Source organism: Nocardioides sp. Z43_10 (assembly GCF_059766615.1).
In genome coordinates this window covers 25,572-49,785 of record NZ_JCBAJY010000006.1, presented here as the reverse complement: position 1 = coordinate 49,785, position 24,214 = coordinate 25,572, and the positions used below count along the sequence as shown (strand labels likewise).

Here is a 24,214-nt window from a genome sequence, read left to right as displayed (position 1 = left end):
GGTCACCGAGCTAGGAGGAACCATGCCTGAGTGGGGCTGGATCATCATCGCCGTCATCGTCGTGCTCGCGCTCGCCGCGATCGCCGTGGCGATGAGCAAGAAGTCCAAGGCCAAGAAGCGTGAGCAGGCCGCCCGACTACGACACGAGGCCGCACGCCGCGAGCCCGAGTTGAACAAGCGCACCGCCGAGGCACGCGAGATCGACGCCGAGGCGGCCCGGATGCGCGCCGAGGCCGACCGCAAGGCGGCCGAGGCCCAGCAGCTCGAGGCAGCGGCGCGCGAGCACCAGCAGCGCGTCGAGGCCGACCGCGCCCAGCACGCCGAGCAGCTGCGTCGCGCCGAGCAGCTCGACCCCCGCGGCACGGCCGCGGCCGACGAGCAGGCGGCCGCCGCCCACGTCGACCCCGCCACGACCGGCACCGGGTCGACCAGCGCAGGCACCACCGGCACCGGCGTCGATGGGAGCGTGGACGACAGCAGCACCCGCGGCAAGCACAGCATCTGAATCAGCACAGCATCTGAGGCAGCATCAGACCGGCCCGGAAGAAGTCACGCTTCTGCCGGGCCGGTCGTGTGTGTGCCCACCTGGGTCGGTGGGCTACCTCAGAGGTAGAGCCCGGTGGCGGTGTCGCCCAGGCGGTCCGCGGCCACCGCATGCACGTCGCGCTCACGCATCACGACGTACAGCTCGCCGTTGACCTCGACCTCCGCCTTGTCCTCGGGGTCGAAGAGCACGCGGTCCTCCTTCTCGACCGAGCGTGCCTGCGGTCCGACCGCGACGACCCGCGACCACGCCAGGCGCCGAGCGCCCATCGCGGCAGTGGCCGGGATGACGATCCCGCCCGAGGAGCGCCGCTCCCCCGCGTCGGTGTCGACCTCCACGAGGATCCGGTCGTGGAGCATCTTGATCGGAGTCTTGTCCGTCACGAGGCCGGCGTTCAGCGGGTGATCTTGCGGGCGAGCACGAAGAACGCGATCGTGCCCAGCACGCCGCCCGCGACCTTGATGATGTTGTCGGTGCGGGGAGCACCGGTGGCCTCGTCGACGAAGTAGGCCTTCACGGTCGTGATCTCGCGTCGCACGATCGTCTTGGGGCTGGCGCGGTAGACCAGCTGGTCGATGGTGGAGGCGAGACGCTCGCGGGTCTCCTCAATCTCGTGCTCGAGGGAGGACATCTCCTGGCTCACTTCTCACTGCTCCTGGGGACGTGGGGACGGACGGGTGGGTCGAAGGCTATCAACCCTTGGCCCTCTGCGGCGGCCCCGTGCTGCGCGGGTCGAAGCCGAACGGCAGCTCGAGCCGGTTGGCCCTCATCAGCGCGTCGTCGGTGAGCACGTCGTACGTCGCCCCGTCGGCCACCACGACGCCGTCGTGCAGCACCACCGAGCGGGCACAGAGCTCGAGGGCGTAGGGCAGGTCGTGGGTGACCATCAGCACCGTCACGTCCAGCGAACGGAGCACGTCGGCGAGCTCGCGGCGCGAGGCGGGGTCGAGGTTGGAGGACGGTTCGTCGAGCACCAGGATCTCCGGCTCCATCACCAGCACCGTGGCCACCGCCACCCGGCGCCGCTGGCCGAAGGAGAGGTGGTGCGGCGGACGGTCGGCGAAGTCCGCCATCCCGACCCGGTCCAGGGCCGCCATCACCCGGCGCTCCAGCTCCGCGCCGCGCACCCCGGCGTTCGCCGGCCCGAACGCGACGTCCTGGCGCACGCTCGCCATGAACAGCTGGTCGTCGGGGTCCTGGAAGACGATCCCGACCCGGCGGCGGATCTCGGCGAGGTTGCGCTTCTCCACCGGCAGCCCGCTGACCGCCACCGAGCCCGCTTGGGCGCTCAGGATCCCGTTGAGGTGCAGCACCAGCGTGGTCTTGCCGGCGCCGTTGGGCCCGAGCAGCGCGACCCGCTCCCCCGCGTGCACGTGCAGGTCGACGCCGTAGAGCGCCTGGTGGCCGTCGGGATAGGCGTAGGCGAGACCTCGTACGTCGAGCACCGGCACGCTCATCGACGTCCCCCGAGGTCGGGCAGGGTGCCGGTGTAGCCACGCGAGATCATCGCCAGGTGGACCCGCTCGCCGCGCTCGTAGGAGCGGATGAACAGCGCCCCCAGCGAGCGGGCCAGCACCGGCCAGTAGCGCGGCGAGCGCGGATCGCAGCCCCGTGACCTCATCGAGGTCACCATCCGGCCCAGCTCCGCAGTGACCACGTCGAGGTAGCGGATCATGAAGCCCATGATCTGCACGATCAGGTCCGGCATCCGCAGCCGCTCCAGGCCGCGCAGCAGGTCGACCGGCTCGGTGGTGGCGGCCAGGGTCAGCGAGGCCATCACCCCGAGCGTCGCCTTGGCGAGGAAGCCGAAGGCCGCCACCAGTCCCGGCTCGGACAGCGCGATCCCGGCGACCTCGACCCGCGGGCCGGTGGCGATGAACGGCATCAGCACCGCGAACACCACGAACGGGACCTCGACGACCATCCGCTTGGCGACGTAGCCGACGGGCACCTGCGAGGCGGCGATCATCGCGAGCACGACGAGCAGGTAGCCGCCGAAGACGGCGTACCAGTCGTGCGGCGTCGCCACCACCAGCAGCATGAACGCCACCAGCGCCACCAGCTTGAGGTGCGCCGGGGCCCGGTGGACCCGGCTGTGTCCGTGGTAGTGGAGCCGGTGGCCGTGACCGGCGCCCACCTCAGGCGTCCTGGTCCGGGTCGCGGCGCCGGCGCAGCCCGTAGGCGAGGCCCCCGGTCACCACCAGCACGACGGCCGCCCCGACGACGCCGGCGACCGCGCCGCTGAGCCGCTCGTCCTCGACGCCCTTGGTCTGGTAGTCCGAGAGCGGGCTGTCCGCGGCCGGGGAGTCCTCGGCCTGCTCGAGGAACCCGGCCTTCTCGGCGACCGACTCGAGCCCGTCGGGGTGGCTGCTGGCGTAGAAGCTCAACACCGCGGCGATCACCAGGGACACCAGCAGCCCGGTCCACCACAGGGCGCGGGTGGAGACGCGCCTCCTGGCCGGGGTGTCGGGCCGGGTGCTCATGCACGCTCCGCGGTGCGGATCTCGAGGGTGCGCCGGGCCAGCGCCCGGCGCGCGCCGTACACGAGGTCGGGGCGCACCGAGACCACGCTGCCCACGACCAGGCCGGTGATCAGGGCCTCGCCGACGCCGATCAGGCTGTGCCAGCCGATCATCGCGGTCGCCAGCGTGCCCACGTCGACCGGCGCCGTACCCCCGACGGCGAAGAGGCCGGTGAACACCAGCGCCGCGACCGGCACGCTCACGAACGCCGCCAGCGCCGCGGCGGGTGGCACGCAGGCGATCCGGCGCGGAAGGACCGCGAGCAGCGCCCGGAAGATGAGCCAGCCGACGCCGACCCCGACCAGGGCCAGCAGCGTCACGTTGGTGCCGAGCGCGGTGATCCCGCCGTCGGCCATCAGCAGCGCCTGGACCAGGAGGACCACGCTGACGCACAGCACCCCCACCCAGGGGCCGACCAGGACCGCGGCGAGGGCACCGCCCATCAGGTGCCCGCTGGTGCCGGCGCCGACCGGGAAGTTGATCATCTGGCCGGCGAAGATGAACGTAGCGACCAGCCCGGCCATCGGGGCGGTCCGGTCGTCGAGCTCGTTGCGCGCCTGGCGCAGGGCGACCGCGACGCCGACCGCGGCGACGACGCCGGTGGTCACCGAGGTCGGTGCGTCCAGGAAGCCATCGGGGACGTGCATGCGGGTACCTCCTGGCGCCGTCGGTAGGTTTGGTGCGGCCGCCGTGACGGTCATGTCATACCCACACTACAGATCTGCACATTACGTGCGGTGACCGTTCGACAGGAGAGCACCGTGCCCGAGTCCGTCCGCCTCGCTCCCGGCGACCCCGCCCCCGACTTCACGCTGCCCGACGACACCGGGCAGCCGGTGAGCCTGGCCGACCTGCGCGGGCGCAAGGTGATCGTCTACTTCTACCCCGCCGCGATGACGCCCGGGTGCACCAAGCAGGCCTGCGACTTCACCGAGAACATCGCCTCCCTGCAGGCGGCCGGCTACGAGGTCCTCGGCATCTCGCCGGACAAGCCGGAGAAGCTGGCGAAGTTCCGTGAGCGGGACGCGCTCACGTTCCCGCTGCTCTCGGACCCCGACAAGGCCGTGCTCACGGCGTACGGCGCGTTCGGCGAGAAGAAGCTCTACGGCAAGGTCGTGCAGGGCGTGATCCGCTCGACGTTCGTGATCGACGCCGAGGGCCGAGTCGAGGTCGCGCAGTACAACGTGAAGGCCACCGGGCATGTCGCCAAGCTGCGTCGCGACCTGGGCCTCGCCTGACCCCTAGACTGCAGCCCGAGCGCCCGTAGCCCAATGGCAGAGGCAACGGCTTTAGGTGCCGTCAAGTGAGAGTTCGAATCTCTCCGGGCGCACTGGCCACGCGAAACCCGCACTTACCACGTGTTCCTACGCGTGGTAAGTGCGGGTTTCACGAGTTAACTCGTGAAACCCGCGAGCCACCGGCGCCCCTCACAAGCCACCCTCCTCCCGCAGCCGCGGCTCGGTGCGCCCCTCGGGCCGCACGCCCTGCTTGTCGGCGTAGAACGCACGCACCAGGTCCATGTCGGCCCGGACGTCGCCGGTGGGGGTGAAGGTGGGGCCCATCCCGAGCGTGCGGGTGGGGCCGTCGACGAAGCCGAGGCTGATCGGCAGGCCGGTCTGCTGGGAGATCCGGTAGAACCCCGACTTCCAGTACTCCCCCTTGCTGCGGGTGCCCTCGGCGGCCAGGCAGAGCAGGAACGAGTCCTGGGTGGCGGCGGCCTCGAGCAGCTCGCGCACGGTGGCGCCGGGGTTGTCGCGGTCCAGCGGCACCCCACCGGTGGCGCGCAGCAGCCAGCCGACGGGGCCCTTGAAGAAGGACTGCTTGATCAGCAGCTGCGGCTGTACGCCGTTGCTCCAGGCGATCAGCAGGGTCAGCACCCAGTCCCAGTTCGAGGTGTGCGGCGCGCCGACCAGGATGCCCTTGGCCGGCACCGTGCCCACCAGGCGCCAGCCGATCAGCCGGATCACCGCCCGGGCGAAGGTGCGGCGCAGCCCGAAGGGGTGCCGCCTCACGAGCGGTCACCGGCCAGCGCGGCAGCCACGGCGGGCGCGATCTCGCGCAGCGCCCGGCCCCGGTGGGAGACCGCGTCCTTCTCGGCCGGGCTCAGCTCGGCCGAAGTCCGCTCGGGGTCGACGTGCTCGTCGGCCACGAAGAGCACGTCGTAGCCGAAGCCGCCCTCGCCACGCATCTCGCGGATCACCCGGCCGGTCATCCGGCCCTCGACGACCTGCTCGCTGCCGTCGGGCAGGCAGAACGCCACCGCGCAGGTGAAGTGCGCGCCGCGCCGCTCGTCGGGTACGTCGCGCAGCTGGGCGAGCAGCAGCCGGTTGTTGGCCAGGTCCTTGTCGGTCGCGTCGGCGTCGCCGCTCCACCGCGCGGAGAGCACCCCGGGCATCTCGTTCAGCGCGTCCACGCACAGTCCGCTGTCGTCGGCCAGCGACGGCAGCCCGGTGGCGGCGACCCCGGCCCGGGCCTTGAGCAGGGCGTTGCCCGCGAACGTCGGCTGGTCCTCGACCGGCTCGTCGTACCCCTCGACGTCGTCGATGCCGAGCACCTCGACGTCCGGGGCGTGCTCACGCAGCAGCCGCTGCATCTCGACGATCTTCTTGCGGTTGCGCGAGGCCAGGAAGACGCGGCTCACGCGCCGATCTCCCGGGCCAGAGCCTCGTGCTGCATCAGGGTGAGGTCGGCGCAGCCCTTCTCCGCGAGCGCGAGCAGCGCGTCGAGCTCGGCGCGGTCGAACGCCGCGCCCTCGGCGGTGCCCTGCACCTCGACGAACTTGCCCTCGCCGGTCATCACCACGTTCATGTCGGTCTCGGCGCGCACGTCCTCGACGTAGGGCAGGTCCAGGCGCGGCACCCCGTCGATGATGCCGACGCTGACCGCGGCCACCGACCCGGTCAGCGGCTGCCCCTTGAGGGCACCCTTGGCGCGCAGGTGGCTGACCGCGTCGGCCAGCGCCACGTAGGCGCCGGTGATCGCCGCGGTGCGGGTGCCGCCGTCGGCCTGCAGGACATCGCAGTCGAGCACGATGGTGTTCTCGCCCAGCGCCTTGTAGTCGATCACCGCGCGCAGGGAGCGGCCGATCAGCCGCGAGATCTCGTGGGTGCGCCCACCGATCTTGCCGCGCACCGACTCCCGGTCGGAGCGGGTGTTGGTCGCCGCGGGGAGCATCGCGTACTCCGCGGTGACCCAGCCCAGCCCGGAGCCCTTGCGCCAGCGCGGGACTCCCTCGGAGGCCGACGCGGCGCACAGCACCCGGGTCTTGCCGAACTCCACCAGCACCGATCCGGCGGCGTGGTCGAGCCAGTTGCGGGTGATCGTGATCGGGCGCAGCTCGTCGTCGGCGCGGCCGTCCACGCGGGGTGCAGGAGCAGAGGAGGTCATGCGCAGGACCCTATCCGGCGACCGCCCCCACGCGTCTCAGTGGAGGGCGACCGTCAGCAGGATCGCGGAGTCCTCGTCGGCGTGCACCGAGTGGCGCTGCTGCGGGATCGGGATGAGCTGGCCGGCGCTCAGCGTCCAGCTCTCGTCCCCCGCGACCAGGCGCACCTGTCCGGCGAGCACCTGGAGCACGGCGGCCGGCGGTGCGTCGTGCTCGGCCAGCTCGTGCTCGGCGGCCAGGGCGATCACCACGGCCCGCATCGTCGAGCCGGACATCACCGTGCGCGCCGTCCGCCCGGCCGGGTGGTCGGGCAGGGTGCCGATCAGCTCGGTGGCCAGGTCGCTCAGCAACAGCGGGTCTCGGGTGGTCGGCTGGGTCATGCGGGTTCCCTTCGTGGACGGACCCCGAGTGTCGCGCAGGCCGCCGCTGGGCGGAAGCCGCGACACCCGGGGTCCCCCGCTGGTGCTACTTGGGCTCGGAGCGGAGCACCCGCCGCCCGCCGATGACCATCGGGAACACGATCCAGATCACGGTGGCGACGAGGACCCGGGCGATGTCGAGCCCGCCGATGTCGCCGGACTCCAGGAACGGAGCGGTGGCGTACTGCAGGTCGATCCACGGGATCAGGTCCTGGGCCCAGTCGAAGACGAAGTAGAGCGTCGAGTAGACCATCAGCGGCAGGAGCAGGGCCACCACGTAGAAGACCGTGATCGATCCCGGGGTGTTGAGGATCACCGTGGCCAGCCCGAAGGCCATCAGGAAGTACAGCAGCTGCACCAGCACCAGCCCGATCAGGGAGCGGACCCCCAGGTCCCACTCGGCCTCCCGGCCGACGAGCGCCGCACCGACCAGGTTGGTGATCGCGCCGAGGATGATGGCGACCGCCAGGGTCGCCAGGGCGAGCGCGACGACCGCGGCCGCCTTGGCCAGCAGCACCCGCAGCCGGTTCGGCTCCAGCGCGAAGGTGACCAGGCCGGTGCGCTGGCTCCACTCGCTGGTGACCGCGAGGATCGGGAAGACCGGGAGCAGCAGGGAGAGCGGGATCGTCAGGATCTGCGACAGATCGTTGGCGGTGACCTGCGCGTCCTCGAGCGCCACCACCAGGAGCGTCAGCCCGATCGTGCCCAACAGCATCAGCAGCGTGATCAGCAACAGCCAGAACCCGCCGCGGGTGTCGAACATCTTGCGCCACTCCACCGCGGCCAGGCGGGCGAACGGCACCCGGGCGGTGCCGGAGACGTCGAGGCCTCCCCAGCCGGAGCGAGGTGTCTGGACGGAGATCGGATCGGTGGTGCTCATGCGTGGACTCCTTGCTGGGTCGCGGCGTCGGGGTGGCCCTCGCGCTGGGTGCCGGCGGTGAGCTCGAGGAAGAGATCCTCCAGGCCCGCGCTGCCGGTGCGCAGGTCGGTCAGCACGACGCCGGCCTCCAGCGCGGCGCGGCCGACGGTCTCCGGGCTGGCCTCGACGCGCAGCTCGGAGCCGGAGGCGGTGACCGCCACCCCCTGGGCCGACAGGGTCCGGCCCAGCGCCTCGTTGTCCAGCGAGGTCACCAGCGCGGACTCGGTGCCCGCGCCGGAGAGCAGCGAGTCGCGGTCGCCCTGGGCGACGATCTTGCCGCGGCCGATCAGGATCATCTCGTCGGCGATCTGCTCCACCTCGTTGAGCAGGTGGCTGGAGAGCAGCACGGTGCCGCCGCGCTCGGCGTACCCGCGCAGCAGCCCGCGCATCCAGCGGATGCCGGCCGGGTCGAGTCCGTTGGCCGGCTCGTCGAGGATCAGCACCGACGGGTCACCGAGCAGGGCGTGCGCGATGCCCAGGCGCTGGCGCATGCCGAGGGAGTAGTTGCGGATGCGCCGCTTGGCCTCCGTGGGCGAGAGGCTGACCAGCTCGAGCATCTCGTCGACGCGCGAGGACGGCAGTCCCATCGTCTTCGCGCCCAGGCTCAGCACCTCGCGGCCGGTCCGGCCGGCGTGCTGGGCGGAGGCGTCCAGCAGGACTCCCACGTGCCGGCCGGGGTTGGGGATGTCGCGGTAGTCCATCCCCCCGATCGTCGCGGTGCCGCGGGTGGGGGCGGTGAGCCCGACGAGGATGCGCATCGTGGTGGTCTTGCCGGCCCCGTTGGGACCGAGGAAGCCGGTGACCTGTCCCGGCTGGCACACGAAGCTGACATCGTCGACGGCGTTGAAGTCGCCGTAGCGTCTGGTGAGTCCTTCGACCTTGATCATGGCCCCTACCCTGCCGTGCGCGGCCCGCGCTGGCCATCCGACACGAGGCGCGGGCCGCGAGACCAAAGTAGGGGGTGGCCCACTCCCCGCGCCGCTGCCGGCTCACCGCCCGGGGCACCTAGCCTGTCCGCGTGGAGTCACCCGTGCCCGAGGAGTACCAGCCGCCCCTGCGGGCCTGGCAGCACCTGTGGCGCCTGCTGGTCTGTGCCGCGTTCTGGGCGCTGGTGATGCTGCCGGTCTCCAGCGAGCAGCTATCCCTGCATCCGACCCTGTTCTGGGTCGACCTCGCCGTGGGGATCCCGTGTTTCGCGCTCGTCCTGGGGCGTCGTCGGTGGCCGGTCCCGGTCGCCGTCGTCACCGCTGTCGCCAGCGCCGTCTCCGGCCTCGCCGCCGGCCCGGCGACCCTGGCCGCGGTCTCCCTGGCGACCCATCGCCGGTTCGCGCAGATCGCGATCGTGGCCGCGATCAGCCTGGTCGCGGCCCAGATCTGGACCGCGACCCGGGAGAACATCGGCACCACTCCCCTGTGGGTGATGCTGCTGCTGAACGCCACGGTGATCGGCGGGGCACTGGGCTGGGGGATGTTCATCGGCTCGCGCCGCGAGCTGATCTGGACCCTGCAGCGCCGCGCCGAGCGGGCCGAGGCCGAGCAGGCGCTGCACGTGAGCAGGGCGCGCGACACCGAGCGGGCCCGCATCGCGCGCGAGATGCACGACGTGCTGGCCCACCGGATCTCCCAGGTGTCGATGCACGCCGGCGCGCTGGCCTTCCGTGAGGACCTGGGCGTCGACGAGATGCGCCGGGGCGCCGCCCAGGTGCAGCAGACCGCCCACCGGGCGCTGGACGACCTGCGCGGCGTCCTGGGGGTGCTGCGCGGTCACGAGCCGGCTGCCGGGCTCGACCGCCCGCAGCCGACGTACGCCGCGGTGGCCGACCTGATCGCGGAGGCCCGCGCCGGCGGGGTCCGGGTGGACTTCGCCGACGACCTGGCCGGTCCGCGTGAGGAGGTGCCCCAGACGGCGGGGCGCACGGTCTACCGGATCGTGCAGGAGGGGCTCACCAACGCCGCCAAGCATGCCCCCGGGGCCCTCGTCCAGGTCCGGCTCAGCGGCTCCCCCGAGCAGGGGCTGGACGTGGTGCTGCGCAACCCGATCGGCTTCCGCCGCGGCTCCACCCCCGGCGCCGGCCTGGGCCTGATCGGGCTGCAGGAGCGGGCCGAGCTCAGCGGCGGCCGCCTCGAGCACCACCGCGACGGTGACGCGTTCGTGCTGCGCGGATGGATACCGTGGGCGCCGTGACCCGAGTCCTGATCGTCGACGACGACCCGCTGGTGCGCTCGGCGCTGACGCTGATGCTCGGTGGCCGTGCGGACCTCCACCTGGTCGGCGAGGCCGGCGACGGACGCGAGGCCCTCGACGCCGCCGCCCGGCTCAGCCCCGACGTGGTGCTGATGGACGTGCGGATGCCGGTGCTCAACGGCCTCCAGGCGACCCGGGCGCTGTGCGCGGCGCCCGACCCGCCCAAGGTCATCGTGCTGACCACCTTCGACGCCGACGAGTACGTCGTGGAGGCGGTCGCCGCCGGGGCCGACGGGTTCCTGCTCAAGGACACCGAGCCGGCCCAGATCGTCGCAGCGATCAGCCGCGTCGCCCAAGGCGAGCCGATCCTGTCGGCCTCGGCCACCCGGACCCTGATCAGCCGGGTGCGCAGCGAGACCGTCCCCGAGCGCGACGAGCGCGCCGACGAGCGGCTCGCCTCCCTCACCGAGCGCGAGCGCGAGGTGGCCGTCTGCGTGGGCCGTGGCCTCAGCAACGCCGAGATCGCCCGCGAGCTCTACCTCTCGGTGCCCACGGTCAAGGCGCACGTGTCGCGGACCTTCGAGAAGCTGCAGGCGACCAACCGGGTCCAGGTGGCGATGTGCGTGCACGCCGCCGGCCTGGTGTGAGCGCTCAGACCTCGACGACCGCGCCGGCGACCGCCAGGGACAGCGGCCCCGCCCAGGTCTCGCGCGCGTCGGCGAGCACGTCGCGCCCGTCGTACCAGGGCGGGATGTGGGTCAGCATCAGCCGGCCGACGCCGTTGCGCGTGGCCACCTCTCCGCAGTCGGCGCCGGTCAGGTGCAGGTCCTCGGGGTTCTCGACCCCGCTGCGGAACGACGCCTCGGCCAGCAGCAGGTCGACCCCCTTGGCGGCGCGGTCCAGCGCCTCGCACGGCCCGGTGTCCCCGGTGTAGGTGAGCGTGCGCCCGGCCCCGGTGACCCGCAGCGCGTAGGCCGGCACCGGGTGGACCACCGGGACCGGGTCGATCCGGAACGGCCCGACGGTGAAGGGGCCGTCGTAGGTGCGGAAGTCGAACTCCTCGCCCATGCCCGGCTCCTCGGGCAGGTCGTAGGCCCGGGCCAGGCGCGCCGCGGTGCCGCTGGGTCCCCACACCGGGATCCGCGGCTGCGCGCCGGTCGGGTGGTACTTGCGCATCACGTAGTAGCCGCACAGGTCCAGGCAGTGGTCGGCGTGCAGGTGGCTGAGCACGACCGCGTCGACGGCGAGCGGGTCGACGTGGCGGTGCAGCGCCCCCAGCGCCCCGTTGCCCAGATCGAGCAGCACCCGCCACGTGCGGCCCTCGTGCGGGGCCTCGAGCAGGTAGCAGCTCGCCGCCGAGTCCGGCCCGGGATAGGAGCCGGAGCAGCCGACGACCGTGAGCCTCATCCGGCCTCCCCAAAGCACGCGCAGTGACAACGACTGCCCAATGTAGGGCCACCGCACGTCCGAGGGTTAGCAAAGCGAGCCACCTCACGCCGAGATCGCGGTCACGTGCGTGAACGCCGCCGGCGTCGTAGCGTGGTGCGATGACGCCGCGGAGGTCACCGGCCCGCCGCCGCCTCACCGCGCTGGCCCTCGTGCTGGTCACCGTCGTGGTGGCGGCGCTGGTCTCGGCCAGCGCCCCGCCGCCGCGCGAGTGCCACGGGCGCACCGTGGCGCGCGGCGCCGTGCGCGCCGTGGTGGTGGTCTCCCTGGACGGGCTCACCCCGGTCGCGATCCGCAGGCTCGGGCGGGCGGGCACGCCGGTCCTGCACCGGCTGGTCGCCCGCGGCGCCTCCACGATGAACGCCCGCACCGAGGTCGAGCAGACGATCACGCTGCCCAACCACACCGGCATGATGACCTCGCGCCGCGTCGACGCGCGCCGCGGCGGCCACGGCATCGACTTCAACGAGGACCGTGGCGGCACCGTCCACGACCGGGCCGGTGGCCGGGTGCAGTCGGTCTTCGACGTGGTCCGGGCCGCCGGCGGGTGCGGCGCGCTCTTCGCCACCAAGCCGAAGTTCGACCTGCTGGCGCGCTCGTGGCCGAGCATCGCGCGCTACGCCCGGCGCGAGGACGACACCGCGCTGGCCCGGCTGGCGGCCGCCGACCTGCGCCGCACCTACCGGGCGTTCACCTTCGTCCACCTCGCGGGACCCGACTCGGCCGGCCACCGCGCGGGCTGGCTCTCACGTCCCTACCTACGCGCCGTGCGCCACGCCGACCGGGATCTGGGTCGGGTGGTCGCCGCGATGCGAAGGGACCGGTGGCTGCGCGCCCACGCCGCGCTGGTGGTGACCGCCGACCACGGCGGCCGGGGCACCGGGCACTACGACACCGCCGACTCGCGCAGCTTCCGCGTCCCGTTCATCGTCCGGGGCCCGCGGGTGGCCGCTGGGGCGGACCTCTACGCGCTGAACCGCGACTACGCGCGCCCGGGCTCGCGGCAGCCCTCGTACGGCGCGCGACGCCAGCCGGTGCGCAACGCGGACGTGGCCAACCTCGCCACGGACCTGCTCGGGCTGCCGGCCCTGGCGCACAGCGAGCTCAACGCCCGCCAGAACCTCGACGTGCGCGCGCCGAGACGGCGCTGAGCTCAGCGGGCGCGCAGCCGGTAGGCCGGCGCACGTCCGATCTGGACGCGCTCGAAGCCCGCGTCGAGGTTCAGGGTGGTCTCGGCGCCGCCGAGGAAGAGGTACGAGCCGGGCCCCATCACGCCGCGCAGCCGGCGCAGGATCCGCTGCTTGGTGGGGACGTCGAAGTAGATGAGCACGTTGCGCAGGAAGACCACGTCCATCTGCGGCAGCGCCGGCCACGGGGCGTCGAGGTTGACCAGCCGGGTCTCGACCATCCGGCGCAGCGGCTCGGCGACCTGCCAGTGCGTCCCGACCCGGGTGAAGTGCCGGGCCAGGTGCTGGTCCGGCAGACCGCGGTCGACCTCCAGCTGGCTGTAGCGCCCGGCCCGGGTCCGCTCGAGCATCTCCTCGGAGATGTCGCTGGCCACCAGGTGGGCGCGCCATCCGGGAGCCTGGGCGAACGCCGCGGCCAGGAGCATCGCGATGCTGTACGGCTCCTGCCCACTGGAGGCGGCGGCGCACCAGATGTTCAGCGTGCGCTGCGCGCGTGGCTTGTCCATCAGCTCGGGCAGCACCGTCTCGGCGAGCGCGGTGAACGGGTGCACGTCCCGGAAGAAGGAGGTCTCGTTGGTGGTCATCGCCTCCACGACCCTGGCCCGCAGCGGGCCGGCGGGGCTGCGGCGCAGCTCGCGCACCAGCGCGGAGATGGTCTCGCTGCCGGTGACGCGGGCCACCGGCAGCAGCCGCGACTCCACGAGGTACTCCTTGCCGCGCTCCAGGACGATGGCCGAGTCGGTGCGGACCACGGAGCTGATGAAGTCGAAGTCCGCCGGCGACATGGTGCTCATCGCGTCCCCCAGGTGACTCGCCCGGCCATGATCCGCCGGGTCAGCGTGGCCGCGATCGCGTCCAGCGCGACGACCTCCGCGACCACCCCGGCCGCCACCGCGGCCCCGGGCATCCCCCAGACCACCGAGCTGGCCTGGTCCTGGGCGACGACCTGGCCTCCCGCCTCGCGGATCGCGTGGGCTCCCTTGACGCCGTCGGAGCCCATCCCGGTGAGCACGGCGGCCAGCAGGCCCCCGCCGTACACCTCGACCGCGGAGCGGAAGAGCACGTCGACGGCGGGACGACAGAAGCTCTCCGGGGTGCCCTGGTCCAGCGCCACGGTCGTGGCCAGGCCCCGGCGGCGCACCCGCAGGTGCCAGTCCCCCGGCGCGATCAGGACCCGTCCCGGCTCGACGACGTCGCCCTCGTGGGCCTCCGCGACGCTCAGCGCGCACGTGGCGTCGAGGCGCGCGGCGAGCAGCCGGGTGAAGGTGGCGGGCATGTGCTGGACCACCAGCACGGGCACCGGCAGCGAGGCGGGCAGCGCGGGCAGGATGGTGGCCAGCGCGTCGGGCCCCCCGGTGGAGACGCCGATGACCAGCGCCTCGACCGGCCGGGGCGGCCCGCCGGCGGCGACCGGTGCCGCGGCCCCCGGCGCCGGGGCCGGGGCCGGGACCGTCGGCACCGCCGGCACCCGGGCACCGCACAGCGACCTGATCCGGGGCACCAGCTGCTCGCGCACACTGGCCAGGGACGCGGTCACGCTGCCGACGTTGGCGGGCTTGGTCACGTAGTCGCTCGCACCGAGCTCCAGGGCGTTCAGGGTGGCCTGCGCCCCGTCCTCGGTGGGCGTGCTGAACATGATCACCGGGGTGCCCGGGTAGTCCCGGCGCAGGTGGCGCAGGGTCTCCAGCCCGTCCATCACCGGCATCTCGACGTCGAGGGTGATCAGGTCCGGGTTCAGCTGGGGCATCTTGGCGAGCGCGATCCGGCCGTTGGCCGCGACGCCGACCACCTGGATCCCCCCGGCGGCGTTCAGGACGTCGGTCACCAGCCGGCGGACGACCACGGAGTCGTCGACGACCAGGACCGAGATGGGTGTCATGAGGTGCTGGGCCTGCCTGTTCGGGTCGGTCGGCAGCGTCGAGTGCTCGGCGCTCGGAGGGGTGACGGCGTGGCGCTCAGCAGCGGAACTGGCCGACCAGGTGCTGCATCTGCGCCGCCATCCGCGACAGCTCCTGCGCCGCCGCCGCCGTGTCGTGGGCGCCGCTGGTGGTGTCCGAGGCAGCGCGGGCGACCGAGGTGATGTTGGCCGCGATCTGCGCGGACCCCGTCGCCGCCTCGCTCACGTTGCGCCCCATCTCGTTGGTGGTCGCGGTCTGCTCCTCCACCGCGGAGGCGATCGTGGTCTGGGTGTCGTTGATCGAGGCGATGATCGACCCGATCTCGGCGATCGCGGAGATCGCCGCCGCCGTGTCGACCTGGATCGCCTCGATCCGGGCGCCGATGTCCTCGGTCGCCTTCCCGGTCTCCTGGGCCAGCTCCTTGACCTCGTTGGCCACCACTGCGAAGCCCTTGCCGGCCTCGCCGGCACGGGCCGCCTCGATCGTCGCGTTCAGCGCCAGCAGGTTCGTCTGCTGCGCGATCGAGTTGATCGCCTTGACCGAGTTGCCGATCTCGGTCGACGAGGCCCCCAGCTTGGCCACCGTCGCGTTGGTCGCCTCCGCCACCGTGACCGCCCGGGCCGCCACGCCCGCGGCATCGGAGGCGTTCTTGGCGATCTCCCGGATCGAGGCCGACATCTCCTCGGTCCCGGTCGCCACCGTCTGCACGTTGTGCGAGACCTGCTCGGCCGCCGCCGAGACCAGGTTCGCCTGCTGCGCGGACTCCCCGGCCGCCCCGGTCATCTGCGCCGACACCGCCGAGAGCTCCTCCGAGGCCGACGAGAGCGCCTCGGCGTTGCCGCCCATCGCGCTCATCGACTCCCGCAGCCGGCCCAGCGCGGTGTTCAGCGCGATCCCCATCCGGCCGACCTCGTCGGCGGAGTCCACCATCAGGTCCTGCGACAGGTCGCCGGCCGCCACCGCCTCCAGCACGGCCACCGTCCGGCGCAGCGGGCGGGTCAGCGTCCGGGCGATCAGTAAGGTGAGCAGGCAGGCGATCGCGATGCCCGCCACCAGGGCGATCACCACGATGACGTTGAGCTCGGACTCGAGCTGCGCCGCCTCGTCCTCCTTCTCCGCCACGGCCTCGGTGATGCCGGTCCTCATCCCCTCCAGGACCTGGTCGAGCGCGGCGTTGGACTGCACCACCCGGGGCTTCAGCCGCTCCGCGGCGGCGCGGTCGCCCAGCGCAGCCTGCACCATCTCGTCCACCAGCGCGTTGTTCGCGTCGAGGCTGCGCCGCAGGTCTGCGAACGCGCCCGTCAGGTCCTCGCCGGACACCTCGATGCCGGCCAGCGCGGTGAACACCTCGTCGACGGAGGCGATGTCGTCGGCGGCGTCCTGGGCGACGGCCGTTACGTCGTCCTCGAGGAGCGAGCGGTAGGCGGTCCCCTTCAGCTCGCTGTTGCGCAGGTCGAGATGGAAGAGCGCGGCCTCGATCCTCCCCATCGAGAGCGCGGCCTCGTCGGCCGCGGTCACTCCCCGCATCAGGTACACCGACAGCGAGCCCACCAGCACGGCGGGCAGCAGGCAGGCCGCCGCCAGCGTGAACATCTTGCGGTCGGCCTTGAGGTTGCGGAAATAGGCACCGAGGGACGTGGCCGGAGAGCTCATCGAAGGTCCTTGCAGTCGAGCGCCCCGAGCGCGCAACAGGTGGGGGTGGGGGGCACGTGAGGGAGTCTCACGCGGGGGCGGGGACGACGTCCCCGACCGTGGCGGCGAGCTCGGTGTCGAGCACGAGCATCAGCTGGCCGTCGAGCTTGCAGACCCGTTCCACCAGGGCGCGGATCCCCGCCGGGACGGTGCCCGGGACGGCCTCGAAGCTGGCCGCCGGCGGCTCGAGGACGTCGCCGATCTGGTCCACGAGGAGGCTGACGGCCCCCTCGGCGGTGCGCACCACCACGTGCACCCGGGCAGCGCCGCCGGTGCCCGGCGGCATGGCCAGGCGTACCCGCAGGTCGATGGTCGTGACGATCTGGCCTCGCAGGTTCAGCAGGCCGCAGACCGCGGCGGGGGCCAGCGGGACGACGGTCATCTCCTGCTGGCGCAGCACCTCCTGGACGGTCTCGACCGGGATCGCGAAGAGCTGGCCGTCGAGCAGGAACGTGCAGAACTTCTCGGACATGTCACACCCCCACGAGGTCGCGGGAGGCGGCGGGGGTGAACAGCGACGGGTCGAGACCGGTGACCGCCCGGGCCACGTCGACCAGCTCGGTGACCCGGCCGCTGACCACCGCCGAGCCGCGGTGGCCGCCGGTGTCGAGCGGGCTGCGCACGTCGAGCCGGGCGTCGACGATGTCGAGGATCTGGGTGACCACGAAGCCGACCAGGACCCCCTCGTGCAGGCAGACCACCACCTTCGCCGACTCGGCGTCCGGCTCGCCGTAGGCACCGAACACGGCGTCGAGGTGGACCAACGGCAGCACGGTGTCGCGGTACTGCACCACCGGGTGCGGTCCTACCCGCTCGATGCGGCCGGTGGGGAACACCTCGAGCCGGTCGACGGCGGCCAGCGGGAGCCCCACCCGGCGTCCGTCGCAGAGGCCCACCAGCAGCAGCTGCACCTGGTCGGCGTCGGGCGTGGCGCTGGCCTCCTGCTCGCGCTCACCGCGCCCGGCGGTCGCCTCGCTCAGCACGCCGGAGCGCTGCGCCAGCGACATCGCGTCGAGGATCAGTGCCACCTGGCCGTCGCCCATGATGGTGGCGCCGGCGTAGAGCGGGACGTGGCGCAGCTGCCGGCCGAGCGGTTTGACCACGATCTCCTCGGTGTCGCTGATGTCGTCGACGATCAGGCCGAACTGCCGCTCGTCGGCCTGCAGCACCGCGATGAACGTCGTCTGCGCGGGCGACGGGTCGAGACCGAGCTGCTCGCGCAGGCTGACCAGCGGCAGCAGCCGGCCGCGCAGCCGGTAGACCGGCGTGCCCTGGATGCTCTCGATCCCGGGGCCGTTCGCGCCGTGGCCGCCGTTCTCCAGGCGCACCAGCTCCAGCAGGTTCACCTGTGGGATCGCGTAGCGCTGCTGGCCGGTGGTGACCACGAGAGCGGGGATGATGGCCAGCGTCAGCGGGATCTTGATCCGGATCGTGGTGCCCTCGCCGAGCACGCTCTGGACGTCGACCAGTCCGCCGATCCTCTCGATGTTGGTCTTCACCACGTCCATCCCGACGCCTCGCCCGGAGACGTGGGTGACCTTCTGCGCCGTGGAGAACCCGGGGGCGAAGATCAGCCCGAGCGCCTCGCGCTCCCCCATCCGGGCGGCCGCCTCGGCGCTGAGGATCCCCCGGGAGACCGCTCGCGCACGCAGCCGGTCGGGGTCGATGCCGGCGCCGTCGTCGGAGATCTCGATGTTGACCTGGCCGCCCTCGTGGAAGGCCCTGAGCACCAGCACGCCCTCCGCGGGCTTGCCGGCGGCCAGTCGCTGCTCGGGGGTCTCCACCCCGTGGTCGACCGCGTTGCGCACCAGATGGGTCAGCGGGTCCTTGACGGACTCCAGGATGGTCTTGTCGAGCTCGGTGTCGCGCCCCTCCATCGTCACCCTCAGCTGCTTGCCGAGCGCGAGCGACAGGTCCCGGACCACCCTCGGCAGCTTGCTCCACACCGTGTCGACGGGCTGCATGCGCGTCCTCATCACGCCCTCCTGCAGCTCCCCGGCGATCACGTTCAGCCGGTGCGAGGTGCGCAGCATCTCGGTGTCCTGGCGGCTGGCGGCGCGCTGCATGATCTGGTTGCGGGTCAGCACCAGCTCCCCGACCAGGTTCATCAGCGAGTCCAGGAGCTCCACGTCGACCCGGATCGTGCTCTCGGTGACCGAGCGACGCTCCGGCTCAGACTCCACCACCGGCTCCGCCGTCGGCGCTGCCTGCACGCTCGCCGGTGCCTCCTGCAGCGCGGTCAGCCGGCGCACCAGCTCGGTGTGGTCGCCCTCGCCCTCCGTGCCGGTCGCCTCGATCTGGGCCAGGATGCGACGTACCGCGTCCACCATGTCCAGCAGCGCGCTGGTGATCTCGGGGGTCAGCTCCAGCAGGCCGTCGCGCAGCCGGCTGAGCAGGCTCTCGCCGACGTGTGTGACCGTCTCGAGCTGGCCCAGCGCGAGGAAGCCGCTGGTGCCCTTGATGGTGTGGATGCTGCGGAACACGCTCGAGAGCAGCGCCTGGGAGCCCGGGGCCTGCTCGAGCTCGACGAGGTCGTGGTCGAGCTGGTCCAGGTTCTCGTGGCTCTCCACCAGGAACTCCTGGATGATCTCGTCCAGGTCATCCATCTGCGTGCCTGTCTCGGGGGGCTGCACGAGAGGACAGATCGGCCGTCGGCGGGCGTTGCTTAGCCAACCGGGCGGAGAATCTCCCGCGGGCGACGTCGCGTCAGCGTACGGCGCGCACCTCCGAGGCGCCCGGCCACGCGTTGAAGCGACAGCCGGCGAGACCCTTGGACTGCGGCATCATCACCGGCGCCGGGTTGCGCCGGCCGGTGCAGCCGCGGTGGCCCAGCCCGAGCCAGTGGCCGGTCTCGTGGTTGACGACCATGTGCCGGTAGTCGCGCAGGCTGCCGCCCCCCGCGCGCCAGGCCCGGCTGGCGTGCTTCCACCGGTCCTGGTTGATGATCACGTAGCGGCCCACCCGGCAGCTCCACTGCGCGCTGCACCCGGGCGAGAAGTCGGGCACCCGGCGGGCCGCGCTGAGCACGAGCGTGAAGTCGCCACCGCGGCGCACCGCGCGGAAGGCGATGCCGCCCCTGCGCCAGCCGCGCGCGTCGTCGTAGGTCTCCTGGGCCAGCCGGCGGAAGCCGGCGAGGCTCGTGCTGATCCGCCCCCGCGTCTCGACGTGGTAGGTGACCGTGCGGGTGGGGCGCCTCGCCCCGGAGTCCGACGCGGGCTCCACGAGCGTGAGCTGCGCCGGTGCCTGGCGCGCCGGCCCCGGGCCCTGGCCCAGGCCGGAGGCGGCCGGGCCGAGCAGCACGGCGGCGAGGAGAACCGCGAGGGCGAGCGCGCCGTTGCCGCTCAGGCCCAGAGCTGGCCCTCGAGCCGGTCCTCGGCGTCGTCGACGGTGCCCTCGTAGGCCCCTGTCGACAGGTACTTCCAGCCGCCGTCGCATACCACGAAGGCTATATCGGCACTCTCCTGCGCCTTGACCGCCTTGGCGGCCTGCCCGAGCGCGGCGTGCAGGATCGCGCCGGTGGAGACCCCGGCGAAGATGCCCTCGAGCTCGAGCAGCTCGCGGACCCGGCGCACGGCGTCACGTGGGCCCACCGAGAAGCGCGAGTCGATGAGGGAGGCGTCGTAGAGCTCGGGGACGAAGCCCTCGTCGAGGTTGCGCAGCCCGTAGACCAGTTCGCCGTAGCGGGGCTCCGCGGCCACGATCCGCACGTCCGGCTTGGCGGCCCGGAAGAACCGCGAGACGCCCATCAGGGTGCCGGTGGTGCCGAGGCCGGCCACGAAGTGGGTGATCGAGGGAAGATCGGCCAGCAGCTCGGGGCCGGTCCCCTGCTCGTGCGCGAGCGCGTTCGCCTCGTTGCCGTACTGGTAGAGCATCACCCAGTCGGGGTGCTCCGCGGCGACCTGCTTGGCGACCCGGACGGCCTCGTTGGAGCCGCCGGCGGCCGGCGAGGAGACGATCTCGGCGCCCCACATCCGCAGCAGCTGACGGCGCTCCTGGGAGGTGTTCTCCGGCATCACGCAGACGATGCGGTAGCCCTTGAGCTTGGCCGCCATGGCCAGCGAGATCCCGGTGTTGCCCGAGGTCGGCTCCAGGATCGTGCAGCCGGGACGCAGGGTGCCGTCCTTCTCCGCCTCCTCGATCATCCTCAGGGCCGGGCGGTCCTTGATCGAGCCGGTCGGGTTGCGGTCCTCCAGCTTCGCCCACAGGCGCACCTCGGGGCTCGGGGACAGCCGCGGCAGACCGACCAGCGGAGTGCCGCCCACCGAGGCGAGGAGGTTGTCGAAGCGCATGCGCGCACCTTCCAGTCAGCGCAGGAAGCGCTCGGGGTCGAAGTCGTCGAGCGGGATGATCCGCACCCGCGGGAGCGGCACGTTGAAGGCGGCCACGTCGTCCTCGAGGTCGTGGATCTGGACCCCGAGCGCGGTGAAGCGCTGGTTGACGAACTCGCGCAGCGCCAAGACCCCGACGCGGCGGCGGCCGTCGAGCAGCGCCTCCACCTGCGGCACGAAGTCACCGTCGTGGCTGACCAGCAGCACGTCGGCGTCGCGTTCGACCAGCGCCGTCAGCGTGCGCTGCAGACCGATGTCGACGACCTTCTCGTCCGAGCGCCCCGACAGCGGCACCGGCCGGTAGTCCATCGCCAGCAGCGCCTGCACGAAGCTCGTCGGCAGGGTGCCGTTGGAGGCGTTGAGGAAGAACAGCCCGGTGACCGGCTGGCCCCACAGCTTCTCCGCGTAGGCGGTGACCCGCTCCCAGCGCGGCCGCTCCTCGGGCTCGGGTCGCCGGTTGAGGACCGTCAGCCCGAGGGTCGCGTCGATGTTCTCGCCGTCGACGAGAACGAACGTGCGACGCGAGGCGCTCACCGGCTCCATGCCGGGTCGCTCAGCGAGCGCCGCCGGCGACCGCCGGCAGCACGACGACCTGGTCGCCGTCGGAGAGGGGGGCCTCGAGGCCACCGATGAAGCGGACGTCCTCGTCGTTGATGTAGACGTTGACGAAGCGGCGCAGGTCCTCGCCCTCGATCAGCCGCGCGCGGATGCCGGGGTGGTTGGCCTCGAGGCTCTCGATCACCGCCGAGAGGGTCGCGCCCTCGGCGGGGACGGCCTTCTCGCCGCCGGTGTACGTGCGAAGGATCGTGGGGATCCGGACCTCGATGGCCATCAGCTGGGGCTCCTTGCCGGTAGGTGCTCGACGACGTTGACCTCTTCTTCGGTCACCTCGCCGTCGACGATTCTGTAGGACCTGAACTCCACAGGGCCCTCGTTATTCCCGTGCTCACGGGTGCTGAGCAGCACATAGTGCGCGCCGGGCTCGCTGGCGAGCCCGATGTCGGTGCGCGAGGGGTAGGCCTCGGTGGCGGTGTGCGAGTGGTAGACCACCACCGGCTCCTCGTCGCGCGCCCACATCTGCTTGTAGAGGGCGAGCAGCTCGGTGGAGTCGAACTCGTAGAACGTCGGGCTGCCCGCGGCGTTCACCATCTCGACCAGCCGCTCGGGGCGGTCGCTGCCCTCCGGACCGGCGACGATCCCGCATGCCTCGTCGGGGTGGTCGCGCTTGGCGTGGGCGACGATCGCGTCGTACGTCGCCTGGTCGATGGTCAGCACCGCGCCAGCCTAGGCGAGCCCGTTCGGCGTTCGCGCCACCGGCCCAGCAGGCGGTCGATGGTGAGGCATGTGTAACCCCTCCGTAGCCTTGAGGCATGAGCACTCTCGCCCCCGACCTGCAATCCGCCTACGACACGGTGCTCGAACGGAACCGCGGCGAGCGCGAGTTCCACCAGGCGGTGCACGAGGTCCTCGAGTCTCTCGGCCCCGTCATCGCCAAGCACCCCGAGTACGCGCGCGGGTCCGTCATCGAGCGGATCTGCGAGCCCGAGCGGCAGATCATCTTCCGGGTGCCGTGGACCGACGACACGGGCCGTGTCCAGATCAACCGCGCCTTCCGGGTGGAGTTCAACTCCGCGCTGGGCCCGTACAAGGGCGGCCTGCGCTTCCACCCGACGGTCAACCTCGGCATCGTGAAGTTCCTCGGCTTCGAGCAGATCTTCAAGAACGCTCTCACCGGGCTGCCGATCGGCGGCGGCAAGGGCGGCTCGGACTTCGACCCCAAGGGCCGCAGCGACGCCGAGGTGATGCGCTTCTGCCAGTCGATGATGACCGAGATGTACCGCCACCTCGGCGAGTACACCGACGTCCCCGCCGGTGACATCGGCGTGGGGCACCGCGAGATCGGCTACCTCTTCGGCCAGTACAAGCGGATCACCAACCGCTACGAGTCCGGCGTGCTCACCGGCAAGGGCCTGTCCTACGGCGGGTCCCAGGTGCGCACCGAGGCCACCGGTTACGGCACCGTCTTCTTCACCCGCGAGATGCTCGCCACCCGCAACCTCGACCTCTCCGGGCGGCGCGTCGTGGTCTCCGGCTCCGGCAACGTGGCGATCTACGCCGCGCTGAAGGCCCAGCAGCTCGGCGCCCAGGTCGTCGCCTGCTCCGACTCCGGCGGCTACGTCGTCGACGAGGACGGCCTGGACATCGACCTGCTGCGCCAGGTCAAGGAGGTCGACCGCGGCCGGGTCTCCGACTACGCCGCCCAGCGCCCCAAGGCCACCCACCACGCCGGCGCGTCGGTGTGGAGCGTGCCCTGCGAGGTTGCGCTGCCCTGCGCCACCCAGAACGAGCTCGACGCGGACGCCGCCCGGGCCCTGGTCGCCAACGGCGTGCTGGCCGTGGCCGAGGGCGCCAACATGCCCTGCACCCCCGAGGCCACCGACGTGCTCACCGGGGCCGGGGTGCTCTTCGCCCCCGGCAAGGCCGCCAACGCCGGCGGGGTGGCCACCAGCGCCCTGGAGATGCAGCAGAACGCCTCGCGCGACTCCTGGCACTTCGACCACACCGAGGCCCGTCTGGACCAGATCATGGTCGACGTGCACGAGCGCTGCGCGGCCGCGGCGGACGCCTACGGCGCCCCCGGCAACTACGTGGCCGGAGCCAACATCTCCAGCTTCATGAAGGTCGCCGACGCGATGCTCGCGATGGGCGTCATCTGAGGTCGCGGGTCGCCGCCGTCACCCGGTGACGGCGGCGATCAGGGTCTCCTGCAGGTAGCCGATCCACTCGTAGATGTCGTGGGCCTGGGTCCGCGGGTCGTCGTCGGGCAGGGAGTACCAGTACTCCTCGTCGCCCTCGGTGACCTCGAGGCGGGTGGCGAGCGCCAGCCGGAGGTCGGTGAACGACCGCATCCACGCCAGCGCCGTCTCCGGGTCGAGCTCCACGTCGATGTGCAGCCCCTCCTCGGTCAGCTCCGGCGGGAGCCCGGCCTCCTCGAGGGTGTCGATGATCGTGCAGGCAGCGGCCGCCTTGCCGTCGCGCAGCGCGCCCTCGGTGAACCGGCGGAACTCGCCGGCCGCCTCCTCGTCGTCGGCGTAGGCGGTGGGGAACAGCCGCGCCAGCACCGGGTCCTCGGGGGCCGTGGTCGGGCCGGAGAAGTCCATCATCGCCTCGAACGGGTCGAGGCCGTCCTGCGGGACCGCCCGCTCGTTGCGCAGCAGCTCGACGAGCTGGGAGGCCAGCGAGCGCAGCAGGTCCGCCTCGAAGCCGGTGAAGTTCGCGATCACCCGGCCGCTGCGGCGGTGGCGCTGGAACCCGCTCATCCCTGACGCTCCATCGTGGCCCACAGCCCGTACTCGTGCATCGCCTGCACGTCGCGCTCCATCTCCTCGCGGGTGCCGCTGCTGACCACCGAGCGCCCGTCCTCATGCACCTCCATCATCAGCCGCTCCGCCTTGGCCTTGTCGTAGCCGAAGTAGGTGCGGAAGACGTAGGTGACGTAGGACATCAGGTTGACCGGGTCGTTCCACACGATGGTGACCCATGGCGTGGACAGGACGGTCATCTCGTCCGGGATGGTCGTCGGGTCGACCTCGACGGAGCTTGCGGCAGACACCAACACAGACACGCCTCCATCGTGGCACACCCCGGACAGGTGCTCGGCGGAGGCACCGCGGCCCCCTAGGCTGGCG

At 72.3% G+C, this 24,214-nt stretch carries 31 protein-coding genes and 1 tRNA gene; 7 read left to right on the top strand and 25 right to left on the bottom strand.

Annotated elements, in window-relative coordinates; genetic code table 11:
* Positions 1-22: 22 nt before the first annotated feature.
* Positions 23-505, top strand: a complete 483-nt coding sequence (locus AC6EI4_RS12280) for a hypothetical protein (protein ID WP_498424282.1) — start codon at positions 23-25, stop codon at positions 503-505.
* 98 nt (positions 506-603) lie between these two features.
* On the opposite strand, the gene AC6EI4_RS12275 is transcribed toward AC6EI4_RS12280, so the two are convergent.
* Genes AC6EI4_RS12275 through AC6EI4_RS12250 form a run of 6 tightly spaced genes read right to left on the bottom strand, consistent with a single transcriptional unit; the run spans position 604 to position 3,713 of the window.
* Positions 604-903, bottom strand: a complete 300-nt coding sequence (locus AC6EI4_RS12275) for a GroES family chaperonin (protein WP_498424371.1) — start codon at positions 901-903, stop codon at positions 604-606.
* 35 nt (positions 904-938) lie between these two features.
* On the bottom strand, positions 939-1,187 hold the full coding sequence (locus tag AC6EI4_RS12270) for a DUF3618 domain-containing protein (RefSeq protein ID WP_498424283.1): 249 nt from the start codon (positions 1,185-1,187) through the stop codon (positions 939-941).
* Positions 1,188-1,236: 49 nt separating this feature from the next.
* The gene (locus AC6EI4_RS12265; protein ID WP_498424284.1) at positions 1,237-2,001 is read right to left on the bottom strand and encodes an energy-coupling factor ABC transporter ATP-binding protein; all 765 of its coding nucleotides are present in this window, start codon (positions 1,999-2,001) and stop codon (positions 1,237-1,239) included.
* Complete coding sequence (cbiQ, locus tag AC6EI4_RS12260; protein WP_498451638.1) at positions 1,998-2,681, bottom strand: cobalt ECF transporter T component CbiQ; 684 nt, start codon at positions 2,679-2,681, stop codon at positions 1,998-2,000. Before cbiQ ends, AC6EI4_RS12265 begins: the two co-directional genes overlap by 4 nt.
* Position 2,682: 1 nt before the next feature.
* Positions 2,683-3,027 (bottom strand): PDGLE domain-containing protein, encoded by a 345-nt coding sequence (locus tag AC6EI4_RS12255; RefSeq protein WP_498451637.1) that lies wholly within the window; start codon positions 3,025-3,027, stop codon positions 2,683-2,685.
* Positions 3,024-3,713, bottom strand: coding sequence for an energy-coupling factor ABC transporter permease (locus AC6EI4_RS12250; RefSeq protein ID WP_498424287.1), 690 nt, complete (start codon positions 3,711-3,713; stop codon positions 3,024-3,026). Before AC6EI4_RS12250 ends, AC6EI4_RS12255 begins: the two co-directional genes overlap by 4 nt.
* Positions 3,714-3,827: 114 nt before the next feature.
* Between AC6EI4_RS12250 and bcp the strand changes: the two genes are divergently transcribed.
* Together bcp and AC6EI4_RS12240 are read left to right on the top strand one after the other, a co-directional pair.
* The gene (gene bcp, locus AC6EI4_RS12245; protein ID WP_498451636.1) at positions 3,828-4,304 is read left to right on the top strand and encodes a thioredoxin-dependent thiol peroxidase; all 477 of its coding nucleotides are present in this window, start codon (positions 3,828-3,830) and stop codon (positions 4,302-4,304) included.
* Between the two features lie 19 nt (positions 4,305-4,323).
* Positions 4,324-4,396 (top strand) — tRNA-Leu (locus AC6EI4_RS12240).
* Between the two features lie 97 nt (positions 4,397-4,493).
* On the opposite strand, the gene AC6EI4_RS12235 is transcribed toward AC6EI4_RS12240, so the two are convergent.
* From AC6EI4_RS12235 to AC6EI4_RS12210, 6 genes are all read right to left on the bottom strand, one after another.
* Positions 4,494-5,078 carry a 1-acyl-sn-glycerol-3-phosphate acyltransferase gene (locus tag AC6EI4_RS12235; protein WP_498424289.1) on the bottom strand — a complete coding sequence of 195 codons (585 nt, stop codon included), beginning with the start codon at positions 5,076-5,078 and terminating at the stop codon, positions 4,494-4,496.
* Positions 5,075-5,707, bottom strand: coding sequence for an RdgB/HAM1 family non-canonical purine NTP pyrophosphatase (rdgB, locus tag AC6EI4_RS12230; protein ID WP_498451635.1), 633 nt, complete (start codon positions 5,705-5,707; stop codon positions 5,075-5,077). The genes AC6EI4_RS12235 and rdgB overlap by 4 nt, the downstream gene beginning before the upstream one ends.
* Positions 5,704-6,453: a ribonuclease PH gene (gene rph / locus AC6EI4_RS12225; RefSeq protein WP_498424292.1), complete on the bottom strand. Its 750-nt coding sequence runs from the start codon at positions 6,451-6,453 to the stop codon at positions 5,704-5,706. The genes rdgB and rph overlap by 4 nt, the downstream gene beginning before the upstream one ends.
* Positions 6,454-6,489: 36 nt before the next feature.
* Positions 6,490-6,831: a cupin domain-containing protein gene (locus tag AC6EI4_RS12220; protein WP_498451634.1), complete on the bottom strand. Its 342-nt coding sequence runs from the start codon at positions 6,829-6,831 to the stop codon at positions 6,490-6,492.
* 85 nt (positions 6,832-6,916) lie between these two features.
* The gene (locus AC6EI4_RS12215) at positions 6,917-7,750 is read right to left on the bottom strand and encodes an ABC transporter permease (RefSeq protein ID WP_498451633.1); all 834 of its coding nucleotides are present in this window, start codon (positions 7,748-7,750) and stop codon (positions 6,917-6,919) included.
* Positions 7,747-8,676: an ABC transporter ATP-binding protein gene (locus AC6EI4_RS12210; protein WP_498424296.1), complete on the bottom strand. Its 930-nt coding sequence runs from the start codon at positions 8,674-8,676 to the stop codon at positions 7,747-7,749. The genes AC6EI4_RS12215 and AC6EI4_RS12210 overlap by 4 nt, the downstream gene beginning before the upstream one ends.
* Positions 8,677-8,807: 131 nt before the next feature.
* Here AC6EI4_RS12210 and AC6EI4_RS12205 point away from each other — a divergent pair, with 131 nt between their 5' ends.
* Both AC6EI4_RS12205 and AC6EI4_RS12200 read left to right on the top strand, forming a co-directional pair.
* Positions 8,808-9,974, top strand: a complete 1,167-nt coding sequence (locus AC6EI4_RS12205; RefSeq protein ID WP_498424298.1) for a sensor histidine kinase — start codon at positions 8,808-8,810, stop codon at positions 9,972-9,974.
* The gene (locus AC6EI4_RS12200) at positions 9,971-10,621 is read left to right on the top strand and encodes a response regulator (protein WP_498451632.1); all 651 of its coding nucleotides are present in this window, start codon (positions 9,971-9,973) and stop codon (positions 10,619-10,621) included. Before AC6EI4_RS12205 ends, AC6EI4_RS12200 begins: the two co-directional genes overlap by 4 nt.
* Before the next feature lie 4 nt (positions 10,622-10,625).
* On the opposite strand, the gene AC6EI4_RS12195 is transcribed toward AC6EI4_RS12200, so the two are convergent.
* Positions 10,626-11,381, bottom strand: coding sequence for an MBL fold metallo-hydrolase (locus tag AC6EI4_RS12195; protein WP_498424302.1), 756 nt, complete (start codon positions 11,379-11,381; stop codon positions 10,626-10,628).
* Between the two features lie 140 nt (positions 11,382-11,521).
* On the opposite strand from AC6EI4_RS12195, the gene AC6EI4_RS12190 reads away from it, so the two are divergent.
* On the top strand, positions 11,522-12,571 hold the full coding sequence (locus tag AC6EI4_RS12190) for an alkaline phosphatase family protein (RefSeq protein WP_498451631.1): 1,050 nt from the start codon (positions 11,522-11,524) through the stop codon (positions 12,569-12,571).
* A gap of 2 nt (positions 12,572-12,573) precedes the next feature.
* On the opposite strand, the gene AC6EI4_RS12185 is transcribed toward AC6EI4_RS12190, so the two are convergent.
* The 10 genes from AC6EI4_RS12185 to AC6EI4_RS12140 all read right to left on the bottom strand — a co-directional run bounded on the left by AC6EI4_RS12185 (position 12,574) and on the right by AC6EI4_RS12140 (position 21,800).
* Positions 12,574-13,401 carry a CheR family methyltransferase gene (locus tag AC6EI4_RS12185; protein ID WP_498424306.1) on the bottom strand — a complete coding sequence of 276 codons (828 nt, stop codon included), beginning with the start codon at positions 13,399-13,401 and terminating at the stop codon, positions 12,574-12,576.
* Positions 13,398-14,486 (bottom strand): protein-glutamate methylesterase/protein-glutamine glutaminase, encoded by a 1,089-nt coding sequence (locus AC6EI4_RS12180; protein WP_498451630.1) that lies wholly within the window; start codon positions 14,484-14,486, stop codon positions 13,398-13,400. Before AC6EI4_RS12180 ends, AC6EI4_RS12185 begins: the two co-directional genes overlap by 4 nt.
* 76 nt (positions 14,487-14,562) lie before the next feature.
* Positions 14,563-16,158 carry a methyl-accepting chemotaxis protein gene (locus AC6EI4_RS12175; RefSeq protein ID WP_498451629.1) on the bottom strand — a complete coding sequence of 532 codons (1,596 nt, stop codon included), beginning with the start codon at positions 16,156-16,158 and terminating at the stop codon, positions 14,563-14,565.
* A gap of 67 nt (positions 16,159-16,225) precedes the next feature.
* Positions 16,226-16,669 (bottom strand): chemotaxis protein CheW, encoded by a 444-nt coding sequence (locus AC6EI4_RS12170; protein WP_498451628.1) that lies wholly within the window; start codon positions 16,667-16,669, stop codon positions 16,226-16,228.
* Between the two features lies 1 nt (position 16,670).
* Complete coding sequence (locus tag AC6EI4_RS12165) at positions 16,671-18,803, bottom strand: chemotaxis protein CheW (RefSeq protein ID WP_498451627.1); 2,133 nt, start codon at positions 18,801-18,803, stop codon at positions 16,671-16,673.
* 100 nt (positions 18,804-18,903) lie between these two features.
* On the bottom strand, positions 18,904-19,497 hold the full coding sequence (locus tag AC6EI4_RS12160) for a DUF3152 domain-containing protein (RefSeq protein ID WP_498451626.1): 594 nt from the start codon (positions 19,495-19,497) through the stop codon (positions 18,904-18,906).
* Positions 19,498-19,538: 41 nt separating this feature from the next.
* Positions 19,539-20,486 carry a PLP-dependent cysteine synthase family protein gene (locus AC6EI4_RS12155; protein ID WP_498424317.1) on the bottom strand — a complete coding sequence of 316 codons (948 nt, stop codon included), beginning with the start codon at positions 20,484-20,486 and terminating at the stop codon, positions 19,539-19,541.
* 15 nt (positions 20,487-20,501) lie between these two features.
* Complete coding sequence (locus tag AC6EI4_RS12150; RefSeq protein WP_498451625.1) at positions 20,502-21,068, bottom strand: NYN domain-containing protein; 567 nt, start codon at positions 21,066-21,068, stop codon at positions 20,502-20,504.
* A 10-nt stretch (positions 21,069-21,078) separates the two neighbouring features.
* Entirely contained in the window at positions 21,079-21,357 is a 279-nt protein-coding gene (locus AC6EI4_RS12145; protein WP_498424320.1) for a MoaD family protein, read from the bottom strand.
* Positions 21,357-21,800: a M67 family metallopeptidase gene (locus AC6EI4_RS12140; protein ID WP_498424322.1), complete on the bottom strand. Its 444-nt coding sequence runs from the start codon at positions 21,798-21,800 to the stop codon at positions 21,357-21,359. The genes AC6EI4_RS12145 and AC6EI4_RS12140 overlap by 1 nt, the downstream gene beginning before the upstream one ends.
* A gap of 95 nt (positions 21,801-21,895) precedes the next feature.
* Between AC6EI4_RS12140 and gdhA the strand changes: the two genes are divergently transcribed.
* Positions 21,896-23,242 carry an NADP-specific glutamate dehydrogenase gene (gdhA, locus tag AC6EI4_RS12135; RefSeq protein ID WP_498451624.1) on the top strand — a complete coding sequence of 449 codons (1,347 nt, stop codon included), beginning with the start codon at positions 21,896-21,898 and terminating at the stop codon, positions 23,240-23,242.
* 18 nt (positions 23,243-23,260) lie between these two features.
* Here gdhA and AC6EI4_RS12130 read toward each other — a convergent pair whose 3' ends face one another.
* Positions 23,261-23,845 (bottom strand): DUF2017 domain-containing protein, encoded by a 585-nt coding sequence (locus AC6EI4_RS12130; RefSeq protein WP_498424325.1) that lies wholly within the window; start codon positions 23,843-23,845, stop codon positions 23,261-23,263.
* Positions 23,842-24,087: an ATP-dependent Clp protease adapter ClpS gene (gene clpS / locus AC6EI4_RS12125; RefSeq protein ID WP_498424374.1), complete on the bottom strand. Its 246-nt coding sequence runs from the start codon at positions 24,085-24,087 to the stop codon at positions 23,842-23,844. The genes AC6EI4_RS12130 and clpS overlap by 4 nt, the downstream gene beginning before the upstream one ends.
* Positions 24,088-24,214 lie beyond the last annotated feature (127 nt).